We start from the raw sequence: 14,411 nt of genomic DNA, 5'->3' as shown, positions 1-14,411 counted from the left end.
AATAAAAAAATATATTTTATTGCGTATCATTTTTTTTAACTAAATTTGCAGCAGTCAATTACATAACAGGTTTTCTGTTGCCTTCTCTGAAATAGTTTAAAAAAACACCTTTTCTCTCTCTCAGTTTTTGCTTTTTTAGGTACCTTTTTAATCTGAATTAATTTATAAAATATTTTTATTGGTAATCTGATTTTTTAAAACATCAGAAGAACAATTGTTTAACGTATTTCGCTACTTTTAAAAAATAGCTTCCGTTACAAGTAATTTTCCAGATATGCCAAGCATGTTTCTTTTAAAGAAATGAATACCCGACCGTCGTGTGCTTTCATTTGGTGATGGAAAGGGAAAAAAGAATTGAAAAAAATATTCAGAAATTAATTGGCTCCGGGATTATGGTAATACATCCCTAAAAAAAAGTTATTCCATCCCATTTAATTTAAAAGAACCTAATACATATGGCAGATTCGTTTTCAAAAAAAGAGAACAACAAAAAGAAAGAGAAAAAACAACAAGACAAACTATCTCGAAGAGAAGAGCGTAAAACAAACAACAATAAAGGAAAAGACCTTGATGACATGATCATTTATATCGACATCAATGGAAATTTCACTTCATTGCCACCTCATCTTCAGAACAGAGAAGAAGATTCGGCAAAAGCAGAACAGGCTAAAAAAGCCCGGGCAGAAATGAACGAAACCGACTTTTCGGGTGTGGTAACGTATATGAGCGAAAAAGGCTATGGTTTTATCACCGAAGATAACAGTACTGAAAACATCTTTTTTCATTATGGACAATTGAGCGAACCGGTTAAAAAACACGATTTGGTTACGTATCAAAAAGAAAGAACACCAAAAGGCTATCAGGCCACAGAAATAAAAAAAAAGTAATCTAATATAATAACAATTAAATCAACAAGAGATGCAAGAAGGCACCGTAAAATTTTTTAATGAATCGAAAGGGTTCGGATTTATTTTTCAAGAAAATAACAATACAGATATCTTTGTCCACAGTACTGGATTAATAGATACCATCAGAGAAAATGATAAAGTAGTATTTGACGTAGAAAAAGGGAAGAAAGGACTTACCGCAGTAAACGTTAGAAAAAAATAAATGCCTGTTCATTATTTTAAGAAGGTGTGTATCAATTTTATACACGCCTTCTTTTTTTATAGTAAGTCGTGTAAAACGTGTTTCCCTTGACACTACCTAGTTTTTGTCACGGATTACACCCGAGGCTTTAGCCGAACAGACGAAGTAAATCCGCGACATTGGTACTAGTCGGCAATTAATTTGTTGTCTTTATAGTAATATTTCCTTTTTTTCATTTTTACATAGCCTTCCATAAATTCAACTTTAAATCCCTCTAAGTGCTCTAAATTGATTAAATTTTGTGCTAAAGCTGTCCTATCTAAATTGATTAGCTTTAAAAGCTGAAGCTTATCAAAATCAAATAGTATATAACCATTTATTATCGTCGCCTGCGTTTGATTACAGTCGGGACAACCCACTCTTGTATAGGAAAACTTTACAATTAATTCCTCACTTTTAAATTTGTCGAGTTTACCTCTTTTGACTTCAATAATTTCCAGAGATGGTTCGGTCATCATCCCATACGTCTTACTTCTCTGCTTTACATTTAAAGTATCCATAACATAACCATTTGAAAATAGTTCATAGACGTTGAACACTTCGTTATTTTTAATCGCAACCGATAGTGTCCCTTTTTTGTTATCAAAATTTCGTATTAAATACGCTTCGGGTTTTGTTATGGTATCAATTATTTTATAATTGTTGATTTCATTTACGGGTATGGATTTCCCTAATGTTTCCACATTTTGGAAACGTAATTCTTCCGTAGAAAACTCCGCATTGTTTTGACTGAATGCATCATTCAACAAGAAAACAAACAGCACTATAAAGTAAACCTTTTTCATTTCGGATTTTGATTTAGTTGATTGCGATTGCGATAGTAAAGACGTTTTCAGACAACATCCTTACAAAAGACAAGTGCAAAATTTACAATTTACGTGCCATTTTATAAAACCTTTGATCGCTAGTTTTTTACAACACCATTTTCATATTGAAACTTTTGAATCGTATCGGATTCCTTTTCCAGATCATGGAAAAACATTGTCCCATTTCCGTTATGTATCGTTCCGCAATCCAGTACATTTTTATCGCGATCAAAACACGATTTTATTTCCATAAGCTTACCATCGACATACAAACGTTCGGTATATACATTTCCATTTTTATGGTACCATTTCCATACTCCGATTTGTTTGCCATTTAGCAGCTCACCCATTCCCATAAATTCCCCGCTGTCAAAATAGTACTTCCAAATGCCATTTTGTTTGCCGTTTCGGAATTCCCCTTTTTGATGCAACTTCCCATTGTCGTAGAAATAGCTCCAATCGCCATTTTTCGTATCCTCTAAAAACGTACCAACGGCATCTACTTTTCCCGCTTTATAAAACGTCCATGTTCCATTTTTTAGTCCCTTTTTTAAATGGCCTTTTGCTTCTTTTCCGTTTTCAATTAGGGTTGTATGCGTTGTACAAGATAGTAGTAAAAGAATGGGTAAAAAAGTTAGTATTCTTTTCATTAGCTGCGTTTTGTTTTTAATTGTAGATCGTTTGCCTGGTATCGCTTATACCCCTGAGGCTTTTTAAGGTCACGGATTACAAATCCGCGATATCGATAGGTTTAATTTTCTGGTGGAAATAAATTTCTAATGGATGCGTTTCCCGGCATTTCTAATAGTTTATAAACGGAAACCCCATAATTGTTTTTTTGATGCGGATCGGCTCCATTTTCTAGCAATAATTGGATTATGGTAGCGTCATCATCAAACATATCCGCTGCAGTCATTAATGGTGTATTGCCATAACTGTCTGGAATATTTACATCGGCTCCATTATCAATTAAAATTTGAACTACTTCATTGTCACCTTTCCCAATTGCATAATATAATGGAGTACAGTCATCTATCCCTCTTGCATTAATGTCTAACGGATGCTTTAAAAGTACTTCAACAATTTCTTTATTGATCGCATAAATACTGTTACATGCAACATGAAGTGGTGTATTGCCAAATTCGTTCCTCTGATTTAAATCAATATTTTCATTTTTTAAAACATCAATCAATTCATTCAATTGATTTTTTATTATAATGCTAAAAATCATATCTTTCTGTTTTTATCGTTCTTCTAAATGCTTAAAATAGCGGCTATAGTCTTTATCCGGAAATGCTTTTTGTAAGGCTTCTAATGCTTGTTTCAGTTTTTGATAGATACCGTCTGCTTTTAAATCGTCTGCGGACACTTCGGTAAAAAGATACTGCCAATCGGCTATCCCCAACAAATCCAAAACCGCTTCATAATAGCCGTTAAAGGTCAGATTGGTTTTATACGCCAACGCTCTATTGATATAATAAATGATCGGTTCATTTGGCGGTGCGATACCCTTTTGAATACTATAAACGGCCAATTTGCCATCGCCAATCTCCGGACGTGCGTCGAAAATACGGAATGTCTTCCACAGGGCTATTTCTTCCGGTGTTTGCCCTTTAAACCAAAGTTTGGCATCATAATCCAATAGCGATAAACCGGAATAAAGATTTTCCATATGAAATTCCAACTGAGAAGCAAAACCATCCACTTCAAACCACGCATGAAAATGAATTTTGTCAATATTTAAAACATCAACCAATCGCTCCGATACGTTTTCGTAGCCCAGCTTGGTAAACTTCTTAATCCTAAAGGCAACCGTTTCATCGTCCGGAATAAAGATTTTAGCATCTACTTTTACATCTTCTAAAAAATCGGATTTCGTTATTGTTTCTAAATTTTGAAACTGTTCGGTTATTTTAAATTCCATATGGTTTATTTGTAGTTTTTTATTTAAATAATGGTCATTTCGCAATCGAATTTCTTGAATTGTACTTCAATCGCTTTGATGTCTTCTTCACTCTCGGCACTAATCAAAAACAACGGTTTGTAAAAAATAAACTCCCCATCTATTCTTTCGTAGCTTTCATCCATTTCCTTTTTAACGGTGTGAAAGAATCTTACTGCTGCTTCCTTGTCTATATTTTTTATCTGCTGAATCAAATCAACAACCGCCACTTCGTCATTCCCTCTTGTTTCGAGAAACAAAGAATAGTTGCTTCTATTTCCCAGTGCGACGTTATGATCCGTCAAAAAGGTACGTGTTTCATCATTCAACGCTACATTTAACGGCGTTCCACCGCTAAAGGTTTTGGTTTCGTAATGCGGTACGTCCAATGTTTGGTTAAAAAATGCTCCTTTTTCAAACAATAATTTTAAACATTCCAGATTTCCCTTTAAACTGGCTTCGAAAACAGCCGACCATTTTTGGTAGTTGGGATTAAACTCAGGCGCATTTTTAACCGCTTTCTGTTTTAGCAGGTGTTTTAACATTTTTGGATCTTCCGCAAACTTGGCAAGTTCCGTAGTTTCCATGTTTAAAATTTCGGTATCAAAAGTAGCTCCGGCAGTCAACAACAGGTCGATAACTTTCTTGATCTTTGGCTGATAGCCTTTTCCATACTCATTACCATTCCAACTGCAATAACGAACCAACATTCTGGTCAGCGGTGAGTTACCCATTTTGTTTTTTCCATTCACATTGGCACCACGACTGATTAACAGACTGCAATTTTCGGGATTGGTATCGGTACCGTAAATCGGTGTATCGTCAAAATCATCTTTGATTTCGATATCCATTCCCTGATCGAGCAAAAACGTAATAAACGGAATGCTGTTATCCTTTTCAACCGCTTTATGTAATACCGAATTCCCGTATTGATCTCTAAACGTAAGATCGGCTCCATGATCAATAAGCAACTGACAAATTGCTATCTTTTTATCGTTATTGGATAATTGCGTCAATTCAAGTAAGGGTACAAATCCGTATTTGCAAGCCTGATTGACCGTGGTTAGCTTCTTTAAAATTTTCTTAATCGTTGTTACATTTCCGCTTTCGATCGCAGCATTCAAATCGCCAATTAATGCGGATTCGTCTTTTTCATTGGATTTAAAAACAACATTTTTTATAGCCTCCTGAAAAGCCGCATCATTCCAGTTTTCCTCCGCATATTGCACAATCAAGGCTTCCACACTTGGATCCAAGGTATAATATTCGTCGCTCAACGCGTTGTGCAACTTTTTTAGCGTTTTATCAAAACCACTCACATAAGCATAATCGCCATAAAAGGAGGTTTTGTGCTTGTCTGTCTGGTGAATAAAATCAATGAACTTTTGTACAATTTCCAGACCTTTTTCACTTTTGATATTTTGTAATGCTTCAATCAGATAATCCGCATTAAACCCTTCACCCAGATTGGAGAAAAGCTGTTCGATACCTCCGTTTTTAATTTCCCCGTCGATTCGTATTGTCAGCCAGATCGTACGCGCTATTTCATTCTGTTCTTTAAATAGATCGGAAGAAAGACCAATTTCATGGTGCATATATTCAAACAACGGATAAAGGTTTGAAATGGAATAAATAGCTATATTTTGATTGGAAACCGTGTTCATTAAATTCGTGTTTTTATGGGTTTGATAATATTGTTTTTAAAACCTGAAACGAAACTTTTAAAATAGAAATTCCGTTTTAAAAAAGGATAGGAATGGCTTAACTAAAAGCGTTTGCCAGTAGTTCTAAATTCGCTTTTAATTTTACTTTTTGGATGCTTCTAATATCTTCATCTCCACCAAAAACTAAGGCGGGAACAAATGTCAAGCACTCGTCTATTGCTACTGGTCCGTATTTTTCTAATGCTGGAATTTCTATCAATCCATATGCCTCTGTCTCACTATGGTATTTATTTCCTGCTAATGTTGTAAAAAATAAAGTGAACTCATAATCAACATATTTATACTCTTCTGTATGAATATTATAGAACGCCAGACAAACTTCGTCGTCTACTTCGCCAATTAAATAAAAGTTTCCCATAGCCGTTTTGGCAAATGGCATAATCGACTGCGCTTTTAATTTTGGAAATTTCTTTAATGGGATTTCATAATCCATAGGATTTATAAAAGCAAAAAAACCTTCTTGAAAAACAGCTTCCCCATAGTGTTCCAAATAGTCTAAAAGAACTTCACTGTCTTCAAAGTGGCTTAATTGCTGTTCAAATTTTTCTTTTAATAAGGCGATGTCTATTTTGTCAATTGTTTTAGGTTCTCCTAATACGTTACTAAAACGTTGATGTATCATTTTATACCACTTTTGGTTTTCGATTTCTTATGAATTTGTCTTTTAATTTATTGTCGTGATGTCGCGGATTCTATTCGGCATTATAATCCGCTAAACTATTCGTTTCCTCCGGAGCCTGATATTTTTCAACAGCTATGAGATTGCCCGGATTTTTTACCTGATTTATTTTTAAATCGTGTGAGTGACGCCATTCAGGGACATCACTTTCATAGCGTATTTTATAGATAATTTTCAAACCTTCATTTGTTTGTGCTACATAAAACACTGTAGCATAATCAAGAGGTAAATCATTATTTTCTGTATAACTCGTATAGCATGCAAAAAGTTCATCATTAACCAGCCATCTTTCTAATCCTTCTCCTACTTTTGGATTTTTGTATTGCTTAATTTGAAATAAAGTACGCGGTATTGCTCTTACTACATTTTGAAAATATAAATCCTTCATTTCAATAGTAAGCTCGAGCACATCTTCTTCCTCCAAAGCCCTCCAATATTCATCAATATTCACGGTATGAAAATGATCTTCCAATTTTAATCTCATATTTTCATATTCCTCATCAGAAATAGAAAAATCATAATTTGCTTTATTGCAAGCATATTCATCCTTAATAAAAGATTCAATAAAATTTTTAATATCTTCCATGTAGGTATTATTTTTTGTCATATTTTATCTCTAACCTCGGTGATTCTCAAAATCAAAACGATTATCCTTTGTTGTAATCTGCTAACCAGGTAGGATGTTCCGGTTCAAAAACTCGTAATGTTTCGACTAATTCACCCTCTTTTTTTATCGTGATGTCGTCTATATAGACATTCGATCGTTGATTATAACCCCATTCGATAACTTCTTCATTTCTTCTTTTTTCAAAGTCAAGCTCTCTTGAGGATATAATTTTTAAGTCACCATTAACAATTCCTACGCTTACATTAGTGGGATATACTTCTGCTCCCATTTCAACATCAGAACCCACAAAACAAGAAAAGACGACATTAGAATCCGTATCGTATATTCCTTTGCCGAATTCAGGGTTTTGATATTTTCTGATTAAAAATAAACTTCTTTTTTTAAGATTCTTTTTATTATTATCGTATAATTCTTTGGTCATTAAAGATTCATCTCTATAGGTAGTAGTAATCGCATTATATCCATATGCCTCATTATAGCAGTTCTCCAGTTTTTCTACTAACGTTTTCCAATCTTTATTTGTTATTGTGCTATCAAATTGCCCCAACCCAAACTGATATTCCAATTCGGTAAATTTTAAAATAAAGTTTTTTACATCTTCTACTGTATAATTCATGATTGTTACTCTATTTTCTCTCAGTGATGCGAAATTTAAAATAATAATTTTGATATTTTTTAACCGAATCTTTATTTATTTTTCAAATACGCGCCAAGTGAAAAATTATCACGATTATCTGATTACAATAGTGTTCTGTAACAACATATTTTATCATTACGGATTACAAATCTACTATGTCGCGTTTAGAACCATCGTTAGCCTTTGTCCAAAAAAAAAAAGAGAAAACCAGTTTCTCTTTTTATAATATGCTTTAAAATAATAGCTTTATTCGGTTTAGTATTTTTCCAGTTCTCCGCGTTGTACTATAACACTGTCTTTTATTACAAAAACACCATTGGTAATTTGCGGCTTTTCACTGGCGTCATTATGGAATGCAAATTCATACTCTTCGATAAAACCGTTATATAAATCTCTTGATGTATTGCTTGCAATCGCTTTAAAGTAACCCCGTCTTGGAACGGCTACTAATATCTCATCCGATTTTAATAGGGTGTGCAATTCGTTAAGAAATGGCTTGTGTAATAAAAATTCACTGCTAAACTCATGTCCGCAGGCATTCACTTCAAAATGGTCGTTGTATTGGAATACTTCATACGGAACTTTTATGGCTTCCAGATTTGCTTGTGCTTCGTCGTACATCTTGTTAAGCTCCTCATAATGCGTCCCTGTTTTATAAGGAACGTAAACTAAATTATTTGGCATATCATGCGCTAATGCGATGACAATTTTAGGGTTTTCAAACGTTCCGATTAAAGGTGTAAACAAGGCACCGTTTTGTATACCGATCCAGTCACCATTTCGTAAAACGGGATAAAGTTTGCCACCTTCACCCGCCAGTATTTGGTTTAATTCGTTTTGGTCCTGAAGCTCACTGCCACTCTGGCCGTATACTTGCTTAAAATCGTTGTCCATACTATGTGTTTTAAATAAGGTTTTGAAGATCGTTGGGACTACAATCCCATTCTACGATAAGAATAATCCGGTTTAGGTATTGCCGGATATAAATAAAATCGTTGTCATTGAGATGAAAACATTTGAATTTTTCCATGGTGTTATGGAGGATATCCAGTAACATCAGGCGGTCAAGTCCTTGTTCTATTTTTGAATAAATTTCGAAAATACTTCGGTCGATGATTTTACTGAGTTCGACTCGTACCATTTCATTATCCAAACCCGGATAATAAATGGAAAGCGGCATAGTAAATTTGGGTTCTTTACGTAGCTGCACTAATTTTTCTTTAATTGATTTGTGGGGCATAAATCAGTTAATTGTTAGTGCCATTGCAAAAAATAAAAACGTCTGAAGACAACAACGTATCGTAGGTTTTACGGTATTGTCATGCAATTTTTCGGGTGGTACGTTTTTGGATCGGGTACTATTGTTATTGCGTTACACACGATACTTCCCGTTTCTATATTTTTTGGTGGCTGGTTGTTTTTTGAGTTGTTTAATTCGTCAAACTTAAATCATTTTTCAAGTACTATACAAACTAAATTAACAAAATAAGTATTTATACACAACCCAAATTAACGTATTACATAAAAACGCGTACAAATGTTACGAAAATAAATCTTTTTGTAAGAATTCTAATCGTATTAAACCGATTTAATACTTTATAACCACGTCCAATTGCCGCCCTTCCTGTAGTGCTTTTTTATCCATATTGGTACCCACCGCAATTCCGATTGCCATACCAATAGGAAGTCCGATTCCCAACAAGCCCATATTGCCCAAACTCAATCCTAATACTGTTCCGAGTGGTATTCCAAAAGCCGACATTCCAATGGCCAACCAAGTGGTCATATAATATTTTTGGGGTACAATTTTTACTTTTTTTTCAACCACACGCACAATTTTTGTCTGCTTTTCTTTTAGCAACTTTCGGAATTCATGATCCGGTACAGTAGTTGCATTGAGCGCTTCGATGTCCAGGTTGATGGCTTCGATTAGCGTATCGGGTAATTCCTTTTTTCGTAATTCTTCCAGCAATTTTTGAAATTGTGTATAAAGCGAAAAGAGTTTGCTGTTTTCCGATGTGCTTTGAATTTCGTTTAATTCAATTATTTTCATAAGTCTTATATTCCTGTTTTCGTATAACAAATTTAATCCTCCATAGGAACCACATTTCCCTCTTTATCGCGCTGTCTTTTTAAATAAGCCAACGCATCGTCTGAGAAATAAGAGGAATTAATAATCCTGTTTTCTAAAAACACCGCTAATTTGTATTCTTTTTTTAAATCTTCCATAAAAGCGTTTTGTCTATAAAATACATTCGTATAATCACCGTATTTATCGGTATAAAATATATTTCTGACTTCTCGAATGTATTTTTTATATGTTTTAACGGAAACATAGAATACGATAATTTCAGACGCAATGTTTTCTATGGCAACACCATATTGCTTTGCAATAACCGCCTTACTAATGATTCTATTTTTTCCTTCATTAGCATCGGAGGGTGTAACCACATATTTACTTGCAAACAAACAAGCCATCCGAACCCCTTGAATGGTCGTATCGTCATAGGTATATTCATCTATTACATCATCAATATTTTCAATATGAGGAATAAATCGAACGTCTACAAAGTGATTTAATAACAAGGTAAAAATTCCTTTTGCTAATTTTTTCGTATAATCTCCCTGATCTGCTTCCTTAACGTATCCAATTCTAAAATCATATCGCGGTATATGATGCATCTGTTTCTTTTATTTTTAATTGTTTATCCGATTGGTAACATAAAATACATAAGCAATCTGCTTTTAATATGAATGCTATTTTTTTATAAATGTAATGCTATTCTTTCAATAAACTTTTTTAATTCTTTTTTCTTCGATATCAATTAGCCGTTTACTAATATAAATAAAAAACACCCTGTGGTTAAACCAACAGGGTGTTTTTGTCATCTTACAATGGCAGATTGTAAGCTTTGTTTTTATGGTTCTAAAGGAGGACAATCTTTGGTTAGCAGCGGAACTTCACAACCAACAGCTCGGGTAAGTTCCGGTGGTCCCATCGGGTCAATACAAATCATTACCGATTGGGTATAGGTAAAAGGTAATGCCGGACCTACTCCACCACCATTAATAGCGCTTTTTTCACTATCGGTTAACACAGAAACTACTTTCTTTTTAAGGTTAAGCTTTTTCATTATATACTTTTTTAGGGTTATTATTTATGATTTTTAAAAATAACCAATTAAATAATAACTGCTTACCCTTATTTAGGGTATTTTGCCCTATTTTATACCTTATAAAAAAAATACAATAAGGCAATATGTAAGAAACAAACCTGTAAATTGCTTTTTTCAGTCCTTTTTGTTTATTGAATTGAAATTTTATATTCTAACGCTTCCATTGCTTTTTCTACCGTTTCGCCATGTGCCGAAAGATCCTCTTTTTCAATTAAAACAGTTTCGGATAGATTGGGAACACCGCCTTTACAGTTATTAAAAATAAACCCGGTGTGGATTAATAGTCCATCTGAAGATTCGGACTTCTCAATAATGGTTAACATTCCATTCGCTGATTTTACAGTGTATTGATGCGCACCGAATCGTACGCTGGTTAGTACATCACATTTCTGAAAATTATCCTTTCCAACTGAAGTCACTTTTGGAGCCTCAAAACGAAGTAACGCATCACAATATCTAAAATTGCCACTACCTATCGACGTCAGCTTGGGAATTTCAAAGTCGGTTAGCATATTACAATCGTTAAAGTTTTCATCTCCGATATACGTTAACAAAGGAGCCTCGAAGCGGGTTAACGCATCACAGCCATTGAAATTTTCATCACCAATAGACGTCAGTATGGGTGCTTCAAATTCGATTAATGCGTTACAATATCTAAAATTATTCCCTGCAAAATCTGTCAGCACTGGAGCCACAAAACGGAGTAATTCATTGCATTCGTTGAAATTGTCGAATCCAATGGAAGTCAGCAAAGGTGCCTCAAAGCTTATCAGCTCATTACAAGTCATAAAATTTAAGTCTCCAATAGACTTCAACAAAGGGGCTTCGAAATGGGTTAGTTCCTCACATTCGTGGAAATTATCGTTTCCAATAGAAAGTAATCCCGGTGCGACAACTTTAACCAGTTGTTCCTCTGGATATTGAATCGCCCCATCGGCTATTTTTTCTACCGATTCCGGTAAATAAAGTACGCCATCCTTTATATCGTCTGAATCAATACTTATTAATTTGTTTTTTTGTATTTTCATAAAAAAGTGTTTTTATCTGGTAAACAATCGTTGAATCTGTTATAATGTAGTAACCGTTTTATAATATTTCATGAATTGGTTCTTTTTATGGTTTCGCTGCCCTTTTAAATTCTAACGCTTCCATTGCTTTTTCTACCGTTTCGCCATGAGCAAAAAAGCCGTCTTTTTCAACTAAAAATGTTTCAGACAAATCGGGAACGCCTTCATTACAATCATTAAAAATATACCCGCTATGAATTTCTATTCCATTTACGGTTTTAGAATTTTCTATAATCGTCAATAATCCATCCGCTGATTTTACGGCATATTGATATTGTCCAAACTGTACTTCGGTTAACACATCACAAGCCCTAAAATTGTAGTCTCCGATTGTGATTAGTTCGGGAGCCTCGAAACGGGTTAGCGCATCGCATTTTATAAAATTATCGTCTCCAAGCAGGACTAGTTCGGGAGCTTTAAAGTTTGTTAGCGCGTCACAATACCTAAAATTAAAATCCCCTATAGTAGTCAACATAGGCGCTTCAAAATGGGTTAATGCTCTGCATTCTTTAAAATTGTCGTCTCTAATCCATTTCAGTTCAGGAGTTTTAAAATGGATTAGTGCATCACAATACCAAAAATTAAAGTCACTCATGTCCGTCAGCGTAGGAGCTTCGAAATGAATTAGCGCGTCACATTCGTAAAAATTTTTGTTTCCCATGTCAATCAACATAGGAATCACGAGATCGGTTAATGCATCACAGGAATAAAAATTATCGTTTCGCATAGAAATCAACATAGGCGCTTCGAAGGAAATTAACGCCTTACAAAAACCAAAATTGTCACTTCCGATAGTCGTCAAAACCGGAGCGCTAAAGTGAATCAAGGCGTTACATTCTCTAAAAATATGGTGTTCTACAGACGTTAGCATGGGTGATTCGAACCCGGTTAGCGCATTACATTTATAGAAATTATACGTTCCAATAGTCGTTAATCTAGGCGCTTCGAAGTCGGTAAGCGCACTACATTCATAGAAATTTCTGTTTCCGATAGTCTCCAACAGTGGCGCTACAAAATTCGTTAGCGCACTACACTCATAGAAATTATCGTTTCCGATAGTCTCCAACAGCGGCGCTACAAAACGGGTTAGCGCCTGACATTGGTAACAATTTTTACTTTTGAGAGCCATTAATCCGGGTGCAACAACTGTAACCAGTTCCGGCTGATTTTGAATAACCGCTTCTCCTATTGATAGTATCGACTCCGGTAAATAAAGTACGCCGTCTTGTATATCCCCTGAATCAATTTTTTTTAAGATGCCATATTGTATTTCCATAATTCCGTTATAACTATTCTAAATGCTTTCAAAAGTGATTAATGCTTTGAATTGTTCCATTCCATAAGCATTCGTTTTTTCGAGAATCGGTAACAGTTCTTTTGCGGTGAGTGATTCCACGGTAATATTATTTTCTTCCCGCCAGTTTTTGATTCCCTGTTCGCAGGCACCGGTAACCGTTCTATAATACGTCTCCGTTATCAAGGTATCTTCGTAGATCGGTTCTTTTTTTATTTTTTCGACTGCGATTTTAAACTGTAAATCTTCCATTGCCTTTTTGACCGTTTCGCCATGGGCAAAAAAGCCGTCTTTTTCAACTAAAACGGTTTCTGATAAATATGGGGCTCCTCCATTATAGCTATTAAGAATAAACCCGGTATGGATTCGTATTTCATTTCGTTTTTTTGTCTTTTCAATAATGGTTAGTACTCTATCTGCTGATTTTACAGTATAATTATACTTGCCTAATCGTACATTGGTCAGGGCATCACATTCTTCAAAATTTCCGGTTTCCATAATAGTTAGCTCCGGTACCTCAAAATGGGTTAGCGCGCAAGCGAAAAAATTATCCCGCCCGATAGCCGTGAGCATAGGAGTCTTAAAGTGCTGTAATGTAATACAGAAAGCAAAATTATCATGCCCGATAGAAGTCAGCATGGGAGCTTCGAAATCGGTAAGCGCCTCGCATTTGTAGAAATTATCGTCGTCAATTGCAGTCAGCATAGGGACTATAAAGTTGGTCAGTGCTTTACAGGTTCTAAAATTCAACTCTCTTATCTCTGTCAGCACGGGAGCCTCGAAGCGGGCTAGCGCATTGCATTCTTCAAAATTACTGTATCCAATTAAAGTCAGTACAGGAGCCACAAAGTCGATTAGCGCATTACAAAATTGAAAATTAGAGTAATTGATAACATTTAGCGCAGGAGCTTTAAAATGGGTTAATGCATTACAATGATCAAAATTATAGCTTTCGATAGTAGCCAGCAAAGGAGCCTCGAAATGCATTAACGCATTACATTGATAGAAATTTCCATCCCCAATAGAAGTCAAAACGGGAGCCTCGAAGCGGGTCAAACCATTGCAAAATCTGAAGTTATAGCCTCCAATAGTTTTCAGCATGGGTGCTTCGAAATGTGTTAGCGCTTTACATTCGAGGAAATTTTCATTTTCAATAGTAGTCAATCCGGGCGCGACAACTGTAACAAGACCAGGCTCATCTTTAATCACCCAATCCCCTAGTATTACTACCGATTCCGGTAAATAAAGTACACCGTCTTTTATATCGCTTGAATCAATGCTTAGTAATCTGTTGTTTTGTATTTCCATA

18 protein-coding genes are annotated in these 14,411 nt (G+C 35.0%); 2 read left to right on the top strand and 16 right to left on the bottom strand.

The features are described from left to right. Positions 1–455: 455 nt before the first annotated feature. Positions 456–887, top strand: coding sequence for a cold shock domain-containing protein (locus ABFU83_RS05605; protein WP_347069518.1), 432 nt, complete (start codon positions 456–458; stop codon positions 885–887). Positions 888–918: 31 nt separating this feature from the next. Next, positions 919–1,110, top strand: coding sequence for a cold shock domain-containing protein (locus tag ABFU83_RS05600; protein WP_347069517.1), 192 nt, complete (start codon positions 919–921; stop codon positions 1,108–1,110). Positions 1,111–1,274: 164 nt separating this feature from the next. On the opposite strand, the gene ABFU83_RS05595 is transcribed toward ABFU83_RS05600, so the two are convergent. From ABFU83_RS05595 to ABFU83_RS05520, 16 genes are all read right to left on the bottom strand, one after another. Next, positions 1,275–1,934 carry a hypothetical protein gene (locus ABFU83_RS05595; RefSeq protein WP_347069516.1) on the bottom strand — a complete coding sequence of 220 codons (660 nt, stop codon included), beginning with the start codon at positions 1,932–1,934 and terminating at the stop codon, positions 1,275–1,277. 119 nt (positions 1,935–2,053) lie between these two features. Beyond that, complete coding sequence (locus tag ABFU83_RS05590) at positions 2,054–2,605, bottom strand: hypothetical protein (RefSeq protein ID WP_347069515.1); 552 nt, start codon at positions 2,603–2,605, stop codon at positions 2,054–2,056. A 101-nt stretch (positions 2,606–2,706) separates the two neighbouring features. Next, positions 2,707–3,186, bottom strand: a complete 480-nt coding sequence (locus ABFU83_RS05585) for an ankyrin repeat domain-containing protein (protein WP_347069513.1) — start codon at positions 3,184–3,186, stop codon at positions 2,707–2,709. Positions 3,187–3,198: 12 nt separating this feature from the next. Continuing rightward, entirely contained in the window at positions 3,199–3,879 is a 681-nt protein-coding gene (locus ABFU83_RS05580; protein WP_347069512.1) for a hypothetical protein, read from the bottom strand. A gap of 23 nt (positions 3,880–3,902) precedes the next feature. Further along, positions 3,903–5,561 (bottom strand): ankyrin repeat domain-containing protein, encoded by a 1,659-nt coding sequence (locus ABFU83_RS05575; protein ID WP_347069511.1) that lies wholly within the window; start codon positions 5,559–5,561, stop codon positions 3,903–3,905. Between the two features lie 97 nt (positions 5,562–5,658). Next, entirely contained in the window at positions 5,659–6,243 is a 585-nt protein-coding gene (locus ABFU83_RS05570; protein WP_347069510.1) for a T6SS immunity protein Tdi1 domain-containing protein, read from the bottom strand. 70 nt (positions 6,244–6,313) lie between these two features. Then, positions 6,314–6,886 carry a hypothetical protein gene (locus ABFU83_RS05565; RefSeq protein ID WP_347069509.1) on the bottom strand — a complete coding sequence of 191 codons (573 nt, stop codon included), beginning with the start codon at positions 6,884–6,886 and terminating at the stop codon, positions 6,314–6,316. Between the two features lie 61 nt (positions 6,887–6,947). Further along, complete coding sequence (locus ABFU83_RS05560) at positions 6,948–7,544, bottom strand: hypothetical protein (protein WP_347069508.1); 597 nt, start codon at positions 7,542–7,544, stop codon at positions 6,948–6,950. A 276-nt stretch (positions 7,545–7,820) separates the two neighbouring features. Next, positions 7,821–8,459: a hypothetical protein gene (locus ABFU83_RS05555; RefSeq protein ID WP_136401710.1), complete on the bottom strand. Its 639-nt coding sequence runs from the start codon at positions 8,457–8,459 to the stop codon at positions 7,821–7,823. A gap of 10 nt (positions 8,460–8,469) precedes the next feature. After that, on the bottom strand, positions 8,470–8,805 hold the full coding sequence (locus ABFU83_RS05550; RefSeq protein WP_347069507.1) for a DUF4844 domain-containing protein: 336 nt from the start codon (positions 8,803–8,805) through the stop codon (positions 8,470–8,472). A 348-nt stretch (positions 8,806–9,153) separates the two neighbouring features. Then, complete coding sequence (locus ABFU83_RS05545) at positions 9,154–9,618, bottom strand: hypothetical protein (protein WP_347069505.1); 465 nt, start codon at positions 9,616–9,618, stop codon at positions 9,154–9,156. A gap of 32 nt (positions 9,619–9,650) precedes the next feature. Further along, entirely contained in the window at positions 9,651–10,247 is a 597-nt protein-coding gene (locus tag ABFU83_RS05540; RefSeq protein ID WP_347069504.1) for a hypothetical protein, read from the bottom strand. 236 nt (positions 10,248–10,483) lie between these two features. Then, positions 10,484–10,699, bottom strand: coding sequence for a class I lanthipeptide (locus ABFU83_RS05535; RefSeq protein WP_347069503.1), 216 nt, complete (start codon positions 10,697–10,699; stop codon positions 10,484–10,486). 170 nt (positions 10,700–10,869) lie between these two features. Then, entirely contained in the window at positions 10,870–11,769 is a 900-nt protein-coding gene (locus tag ABFU83_RS05530; RefSeq protein ID WP_347069502.1) for a leucine-rich repeat protein, read from the bottom strand. An 85-nt stretch (positions 11,770–11,854) separates the two neighbouring features. Further along, complete coding sequence (locus ABFU83_RS05525; RefSeq protein ID WP_347069501.1) at positions 11,855–13,084, bottom strand: leucine-rich repeat protein; 1,230 nt, start codon at positions 13,082–13,084, stop codon at positions 11,855–11,857. Positions 13,085–13,102: 18 nt separating this feature from the next. Continuing rightward, on the bottom strand, positions 13,103–14,410 hold the full coding sequence (locus ABFU83_RS05520) for a leucine-rich repeat protein (RefSeq protein ID WP_347069500.1): 1,308 nt from the start codon (positions 14,408–14,410) through the stop codon (positions 13,103–13,105). Position 14,411 lies beyond the last annotated feature (1 nt).

This window comes from Flavobacterium sp. WV_118_3, assembly GCF_039778605.1.
Classification (GTDB): Bacteria; Bacteroidota; Bacteroidia; order Flavobacteriales; family Flavobacteriaceae; genus Flavobacterium.
The sequence above is the reverse complement of the archived record's forward strand: the minus strand, read 5'-3'. Positions and strand labels throughout refer to the sequence as shown.

What these genes read in the sequence shown, in the direction of transcription:
- ABFU83_RS05605 (WP_347069518.1), top strand. Translation starts at nt 456, where the DNA reads ATGGCAGATTCGTTTTCAAAAAAAGAGAACAACAAAAAGAAAGAGAAA.
- ABFU83_RS05600 (WP_347069517.1), top strand. Translation starts at nt 919, where the DNA reads ATGCAAGAAGGCACCGTAAAATTTTTTAATGAATCGAAAGGGTTCGGA.
- ABFU83_RS05595 (WP_347069516.1), bottom strand. Translation starts at nt 1,934, where the DNA reads ATGAAAAAGGTTTACTTTATAGTGCTGTTTGTTTTCTTGTTGAATGAT.
- ABFU83_RS05590 (WP_347069515.1), bottom strand. Translation starts at nt 2,605, where the DNA reads ATGAAAAGAATACTAACTTTTTTACCCATTCTTTTACTACTATCTTGT.
- ABFU83_RS05585 (WP_347069513.1), bottom strand. Translation starts at nt 3,186, where the DNA reads ATGATTTTTAGCATTATAATAAAAAATCAATTGAATGAATTGATTGAT.
- ABFU83_RS05580 (WP_347069512.1), bottom strand. Translation starts at nt 3,879, where the DNA reads ATGGAATTTAAAATAACCGAACAGTTTCAAAATTTAGAAACAATAACG.
- ABFU83_RS05575 (WP_347069511.1), bottom strand. Translation starts at nt 5,561, where the DNA reads ATGAACACGGTTTCCAATCAAAATATAGCTATTTATTCCATTTCAAAC.
- ABFU83_RS05570 (WP_347069510.1), bottom strand. Translation starts at nt 6,243, where the DNA reads ATGATACATCAACGTTTTAGTAACGTATTAGGAGAACCTAAAACAATT.
- ABFU83_RS05565 (WP_347069509.1), bottom strand. Translation starts at nt 6,886, where the DNA reads ATGGAAGATATTAAAAATTTTATTGAATCTTTTATTAAGGATGAATAT.
- ABFU83_RS05560 (WP_347069508.1), bottom strand. Translation starts at nt 7,544, where the DNA reads ATGAATTATACAGTAGAAGATGTAAAAAACTTTATTTTAAAATTTACC.
- ABFU83_RS05555 (WP_136401710.1), bottom strand. Translation starts at nt 8,459, where the DNA reads ATGGACAACGATTTTAAGCAAGTATACGGCCAGAGTGGCAGTGAGCTT.
- ABFU83_RS05550 (WP_347069507.1), bottom strand. Translation starts at nt 8,805, where the DNA reads ATGCCCCACAAATCAATTAAAGAAAAATTAGTGCAGCTACGTAAAGAA.
- ABFU83_RS05545 (WP_347069505.1), bottom strand. Translation starts at nt 9,618, where the DNA reads ATGAAAATAATTGAATTAAACGAAATTCAAAGCACATCGGAAAACAGC.
- ABFU83_RS05540 (WP_347069504.1), bottom strand. Translation starts at nt 10,247, where the DNA reads ATGCATCATATACCGCGATATGATTTTAGAATTGGATACGTTAAGGAA.
- ABFU83_RS05535 (WP_347069503.1), bottom strand. Translation starts at nt 10,699, where the DNA reads ATGAAAAAGCTTAACCTTAAAAAGAAAGTAGTTTCTGTGTTAACCGAT.
- ABFU83_RS05530 (WP_347069502.1), bottom strand. Translation starts at nt 11,769, where the DNA reads ATGAAAATACAAAAAAACAAATTAATAAGTATTGATTCAGACGATATA.
- ABFU83_RS05525 (WP_347069501.1), bottom strand. Translation starts at nt 13,084, where the DNA reads ATGGAAATACAATATGGCATCTTAAAAAAAATTGATTCAGGGGATATA.
- ABFU83_RS05520 (WP_347069500.1), bottom strand. Translation starts at nt 14,410, where the DNA reads ATGGAAATACAAAACAACAGATTACTAAGCATTGATTCAAGCGATATA.